This is a genomic window from Thermoactinomyces sp. CICC 10523 (assembly GCF_016055105.1).
In the GTDB taxonomy this organism is placed as follows: Bacteria; Bacillota; Bacilli; order Thermoactinomycetales; family Thermoactinomycetaceae; genus Thermoactinomyces_A; species Thermoactinomyces_A daqus.
Window position 1 is genome coordinate 1 of the sequence record NZ_JAECVX010000028.1, and the last position, 5,475, is coordinate 5,475.

The 5,475-nt window shown below is 45.4% G+C and carries 3 protein-coding genes, 7 tRNA genes and 2 rRNA genes; 10 read left to right on the forward strand and 2 right to left on the reverse strand.

Annotated elements, in window-relative coordinates:
* Positions 1-17: 17 nt before the first annotated feature.
* The 8 genes from rrf (at position 18) to I8U19_RS16910 (ending at position 986) form a co-directional block, all read left to right on the forward strand.
* Positions 18-132: ribosomal RNA gene (gene rrf / locus I8U19_RS16875) — 5S ribosomal RNA — on the forward strand.
* 186 nt (positions 133-318) lie between these two features.
* Positions 319-403: transfer RNA gene (locus I8U19_RS16880), tRNA-Tyr, on the forward strand.
* Positions 404-480: 77 nt separating this feature from the next.
* Positions 481-566, forward strand: a tRNA-Leu gene (locus I8U19_RS16885).
* Positions 567-570: 4 nt separating this feature from the next.
* Positions 571-644: transfer RNA gene (locus I8U19_RS16890), tRNA-Gly, on the forward strand.
* 3 nt (positions 645-647) lie between these two features.
* Positions 648-722, forward strand: a tRNA-Asn gene (locus I8U19_RS16895).
* Between the two features lie 6 nt (positions 723-728).
* Positions 729-804: transfer RNA gene (locus tag I8U19_RS16900), tRNA-Thr, on the forward strand.
* Positions 805-830: 26 nt separating this feature from the next.
* Positions 831-906 (forward strand) — tRNA-His (locus tag I8U19_RS16905).
* 5 nt (positions 907-911) lie between these two features.
* Positions 912-986: transfer RNA gene (locus I8U19_RS16910), tRNA-Gly, on the forward strand.
* Between the two features lie 325 nt (positions 987-1,311).
* On the opposite strand, the gene I8U19_RS16915 is transcribed toward I8U19_RS16910, so the two are convergent.
* Positions 1,312-2,067 (reverse strand): class I SAM-dependent methyltransferase, encoded by a 756-nt coding sequence (locus I8U19_RS16915; RefSeq protein WP_198056603.1) that lies wholly within the window; start codon positions 2,065-2,067, stop codon positions 1,312-1,314.
* Positions 2,068-2,610: 543 nt separating this feature from the next.
* Between I8U19_RS16915 and I8U19_RS16920 the strand changes: the two genes are divergently transcribed.
* Positions 2,611-3,375, forward strand: a complete 765-nt coding sequence (locus tag I8U19_RS16920) for a hypothetical protein (protein WP_198056604.1) — start codon at positions 2,611-2,613, stop codon at positions 3,373-3,375.
* A 134-nt stretch (positions 3,376-3,509) separates the two neighbouring features.
* On the opposite strand, the gene I8U19_RS16925 is transcribed toward I8U19_RS16920, so the two are convergent.
* Positions 3,510-4,955, reverse strand: coding sequence for an NAD(P)/FAD-dependent oxidoreductase (locus I8U19_RS16925; protein WP_198056605.1), 1,446 nt, complete (start codon positions 4,953-4,955; stop codon positions 3,510-3,512).
* 424 nt (positions 4,956-5,379) lie between these two features.
* Here I8U19_RS16925 and I8U19_RS16930 point away from each other — a divergent pair.
* Positions 5,380-5,475: ribosomal RNA gene (locus tag I8U19_RS16930) — 16S ribosomal RNA — on the forward strand; the annotation flags it as partial.

A 5,475-nucleotide genomic window follows, 5' to 3' on the forward strand; every position in this document is an offset into this window, starting at 1 on the left:
CCAGGGCACGCCACCTGTCTGGTGATGATAGCGGAGGGGATCCACCCGTTCCCATCCCGAACACGGAAGTTAAGCCCTCCAGCGCCGATGGTACTCGGGGTTCACCCCTGGGAGAGTAGGTCGTTGCCAGGCACAAAAAAACCCATCTCGATTGAGATGGGTTTTTTTGTGATCAATTAAATGGTTCTTTGTGAATGCCGGAAGGTTTGCTTCGCAGGATCAGAATGCCGGTTTTCATCGAGTATCGAAAAAAATACTTGCTTTTTTTTATCCAATATGTTAACATTAAGATCTGTGAAAGAGATAATTGAGCGTTTTGGAGGGATACCAAAGTGGCCAACTGGGGCGGACTGTAAATCCGCTGGCATTGCCTTCGTAGGTTCGAATCCTACTCCCTCCACCAGTTCAAATTTTGAGCCATTAGCTCAGTTGGTAGAGCACCTGACTTTTAATCAGGGTGTCGAAGGTTCGAGATGGTTTGCGGTCGTGGTGGAATTGGCAGACACGCTATCTTGAGGGGGTAGTGGCCCCTGGCCGTGCGAGTTCGAGTCTCGCCGACCGCACCAATAAGCGGGTGTAGTTCAGTGGTAGAACATCGGCCTTCCAAGCCGAATGCGAGGGTTCGATTCCCTTCACCCGCTCCATGTTCCTCAGTAGCTCAATGGTAGAGCACCCGGCTGTTAACCGGTAGGTTGCAGGTTCGAGTCCTGCCTGAGGAGCCAGAAAATGCTTCCTTAGCTCAGTTGGCAGAGCGCTTCCATGGTAAGGAAGAGGTCACCAGTTCGAGCCTGGTAGGAAGCTCCACTGTTCTTAAAAAATTTTTGTTGATGGCGGTCGTGGCGAAGTGGTTAACGCACCGGATTGTGGCTCCGGCATTCGTGGGTTCGATTCCCACCGATCGCCCCATTAGTGCGGAAGTGGCTCAGGGGTAGAGCATCGCCTTGCCAAGGCGAGGGTCGCGGGTTCGAATCCCGTCTTCCGCTCCAATCAATCGTTAAGAGGAGAATGCCGATTGGTGTTTTCTCCTCTTTTTTCGTGCGCCCGGCATGGGCACAGTCTGTGGGGTGAAAGATGTACCCGGAAGGCGATATTCTCCCTGCTGGAATGGAATGACATAATTCAAGTTAGAAATGAAATTATAAAAGAGGGGTATCTGTCGGAATAGCCTGAGGCCATTGACAAACCCAGCGGTTTATTTCTTCTGGGTTTGTCAATGGATTTTAAAAAAAGGAGAAAATAGAAGTTGTATAAAATTTGATCAAACTATCTACAGGACAAGAGCCACCTATCGGATGAATCGGGTAGATCCTATTATTTCACAGCAATCAAGTGCAGTTCTGCAAAATCATTGATGATGCTGGCTTCGGAATCGCGGTTTAACTCCGTTTCCAATCTTTCCACCCCTGCCTGATAGTCTTTTTCATCAATTAACGTCAATACAGAAATATCCCGATTGCGAGCATGTTGCATACATTCGGTCAACGGCATAGAAGTCATTCTATAACGGATGTCCAGTTCAACTTGAAAACCTCTTACGGATAATTCACGATAAATCAGATCTTTTGGCCAAAATCTCTTCAAATCCTCAAAATACGCTGAAGGGAAGTATTGATACACCCACCATTGCCGCATTTCATGGATGGAGATGTTGTGCATCTTGTACATGCCGTTTTTCTTCAATATACGAGTGACCTCATCCAGTACCCTCGATTTTTCAGCGAAATGATGAAAAGCATAATGGTTCACTATTACATCAAAGCTCTCCGGTTCGTATGGCATTTCTTCAGCCAATCCTTGAATCAGCCGGACGTTTGGAACCCTCCTTTTCGCTTGATTCAACATGGCTTGCGATGCATCTAACCCGTACCATTCAACCGACACCGATGCAAAGGCATGTAATTGTTTTTGCAAATATAATCCCGTACCGCATGCTAAGTCCAAAACGCGAAATTCTCGATCAGGATGCTGAGCAAAATATCGCTTCAAGTTCTCATCAGGTCCGATTTGTCGTCGGTATGGATTTTGGTCATATCGGTCTGCAATCCGAGAATAATCTGTCACTTTCATCTGGTTTCACCTCGCTTTTTTAACCAATTCAATAGTGCCTTCTCGATTGGAGTGGGATTTTGACTCTGTTCTAAACTAATTTTTTTGACACACAAGATTGTCATCCTGCTTTCTTTGTCAGCAGTCTCGGGACTAACCATCAAAATAGCCCCTTCGCTCTTTCTTCTTTCCGCCTCACAGAAATAAGCACTTCTTTTTCCTACACTCACTCGCCGAATCATACCGCATTTTCGAGCATCTATTTGGCCATAGTACAAGGAATCAACTAAATGTATTTTTGATGGGATGATATTGCCTGAAAATCCGAAACTTCATCAAACAACGGACTTTGCCTGTTTGGCGAAGTCAAGGTTTAAGGAGTATGAAGACGCGATATGACCTGCTCGTCAGACTTAAATGAACCACCGTATGTTGGGTGTATTTAGTGAAACAAAATTTGTACAAATTATGAATTGTATTTTTTTGGGGCTTATATAATAAATCTCAGAGAAGGAAAATTGAAACAGTTGTGGAAAGATATTATCACAAAAGGAGGGATACATAATGGTAAAAAAATCGAAACCATTGTTGTCTGTGTTGTTTGCTGTCTTCTTGTTGGCATTTAGTGTGTTTCCGGCCGTTTCGTCTGCTGCGGCAGTCAATGTGAACTTGGATGCGCAGTTGAAACTCTTTGCCAAAGCAAACCTTTTAAATGTGGTTAAAGTTAAGGCGGATTGCGATTCAATCGTGCTGAAAGTCACTGTGAAAAGCTTGGCAAAATTATTGGCCGTTGTGGGGGCTGATCTGAAAGCGACGGTTCCTTACGAGATTTACGAGCTTCCAAACAAGGAAGCCGACATCAGCCAGGGAAAACTGGTGAAATCCGGAGTCTTCGAGCCTGGTCAAGGAGATAAAGAGTTTAAAATCGAATATCATCCCAAAGCAAGTGCTTATTATGTAGTCAAAGTGAAACTGTTGGTTGGTGCGCATCTCGTCGGTCAGGTTGTTCTTGTTAATGTCGACCTGGGAGTGAAATGCCAAAATCCCGGTCAGCCTGGCCAACCTGGTGGCGGTGATCAACCAGGAGGGAACAATCCTGGTGGAAACAATCCAGGAGGAAACAATCCGGGAGGGAACAATCCTGGTGGAAACCAACCGGGTACGAACAATCCGGGAGGTGGCAGCCATCAACCCCCGCAAGGAGGACAACTGCCCAAAACAGCGACTGAGTATCCGATCAATATGGTATTTGCACTTGTTGCCATTTTGTTAGGGGTCGCTCTCTATATTCTGTCTGTTCGCAATAAAGGGAAAAGCATCCCTGTTTAGATTCTAAACTTCGAATCGTTCCCGTTAATTGGAACCCGGGTCTCCGGTTACTCCATTGCCGGGAACCATAAAGCAACACGATAATACGAAAAACACCTCCTGATGGTAATTCCATTCGGAGGTGTTTTCATTTATTATTCGCCTTTTTTCATTTTGGTGATAATGGAGCGGGCAATCCAGACGCCACATGCACTTGCCTGAGCAAGTCCTCTGGTGATTCCGGCTCCGTCTCCCCCTAAATAGAGTCCGGAAATTTCCGATTCAAAGTGTTCATTCAGTTTTGGACGGGCAGAGTAGAATTTTGCTTCTACTCCGTAAAACAGTGTGTGTTCCGATGCGATCCCTGGCGTTACCTTATCCAATGCCTCAACCATTTCAATCAGGCTTTTCATCGTGTTGTAGGGGAGGACCAGACCAAGGTCTCCCGGAACGGCTTCTTTCAAAGTGGGAGTGATAAATCCTTCTTTTATTCTCTTTGGAGTTGAACGTCTTCCTTTCAGGATATCGCCGTATTTTTGGACAATGACGCTGCCGTTGGAGAGCTGATTGGCCAAACGTGACACTTCATGGGCGTATTCGGTCGGCTGATCAAAGGGATCATCGAATTTATGGGAAACGAGTAGTGCGAAATTTGTATTTTCGCTGCCGAGTTTGGGATCTTTGTACGCATGACCGTTTGCCAGCATGATGCCAGAATGGTTTTCGACGACAACATGACCGGATGGGTTGCTGCAAAAAGTGCGAACCCGGGTTCCGACTGAGGTATTAAAAATAAATTTGCCTTCATACAAATGCTGGTTAATCTCTTCCATGACAATGTTGCTTGTTTCTACCCGGACACCGATATCCACCTGGTTGGCAGACATTTTCACACGACGCTTCCGCAAAAGTTTTGCCAGCCAGGCTGAACCATCGCGCCCGGGCACTATCACGATCTGTTTGGAAAAAATTTGTGTTCCGTCCTTTAACTCGACTCCCACCGCATGATGTCTGCCTTCGATTCGCTCCGTGATGAGATCGAGAACTTCCGTCTTATACATCATGTCGATTTTGCCATTCAGATATTCGTAAATGCTGGCCAGGATCTTAAGGTTTTGTTCTGTTCCGAGATGGCGGACTTGTGCCCGGAGGAGTTTGAGGCCGGCGGAATAAGCGCGTTTTTCGATTTCCTTGACTTTTTCGGTCAAGGGGTCGGTAATCGTGTCAGTGGCGCCGTGTTGCAAATTGATTTGATCTACATAGTGGATTAAGTCGAGTACAGTATCCGTTGAGAGGTAATCGGTCATCCATCCGCCAAATTCGCTGGTGATATTAAATTTCCCATCAGAATAAGCTCCTGCTCCTCCAAACCCGTTGGTGATGGAACAAGCGGGTACACATCCGGCGAAGTCTTTTTTGCCCGCTGGAGGAGGGCATTTTTGAATTTTTTTCTGTAAAATGGGACAATTTCGCGAATAGATGTCGTGCCCCTTATCGATCAACAGGACTTTGGCCTCCGGCATTTTTAAACTAAGCTCGTAACAGGTGAAAATTCCTGCAGGTCCGGCACCGACGACGATGACGTCATATTTCGTTTTCATTCGGATCCCTCCATAGTGGCATGGATGTTCTATCCTTAACTTTGGCTTTTTTCGAAAGAAAAACTTGACTTCTCATCTCCTGCAAAACCCTAGATACTATATCAAACCAAAAAACAGAAATCAATGGGTATCTGTAAAAAACACGAATAATATTTTGGAATACGTGTAGGATCGTTCGTTTATTTTGACTTGAGACAGGAATACAGAGAGCATTTCGATGGGGAGAACCGTCTTTGTAACATTTCTTGAAAGTAAGATGTGGAAAAGAGATTGGTTTTATTAAAAAAAGTGTTGACACCTTTATTTTATCTTGTTATTATCTATTTTGTCGCTGCGAAACGCGGTTGAGAAAAAAGAATTTCGATGTGTTCCTTGAAAACTAAAGAGTGAAGCATGACCTGTTGATTCTTTTTGAGCTAGTTCTTTATCGGAGAGTTTGATCCTGGCTCAGGATGAACGCTGGCGGCGTGCCTAATACATGCAAGTCGTGCGGGGGAAGATCCTCCGGGATCGGACCCAG

Bases quoted from the DNA above. Each gene is read 5' to 3' on its own strand.
- I8U19_RS16915 (WP_198056603.1), bottom strand. From the start codon at position 2,067: ATGAAAGTGACAGATTATTCTCGGATTGCAGACCGATATGACCAAAAT.
- I8U19_RS16920 (WP_198056604.1), top strand. From the start codon at position 2,611: ATGGTAAAAAAATCGAAACCATTGTTGTCTGTGTTGTTTGCTGTCTTC.
- I8U19_RS16925 (WP_198056605.1), bottom strand. From the start codon at position 4,955: ATGAAAACGAAATATGACGTCATCGTCGTCGGTGCCGGACCTGCAGGA.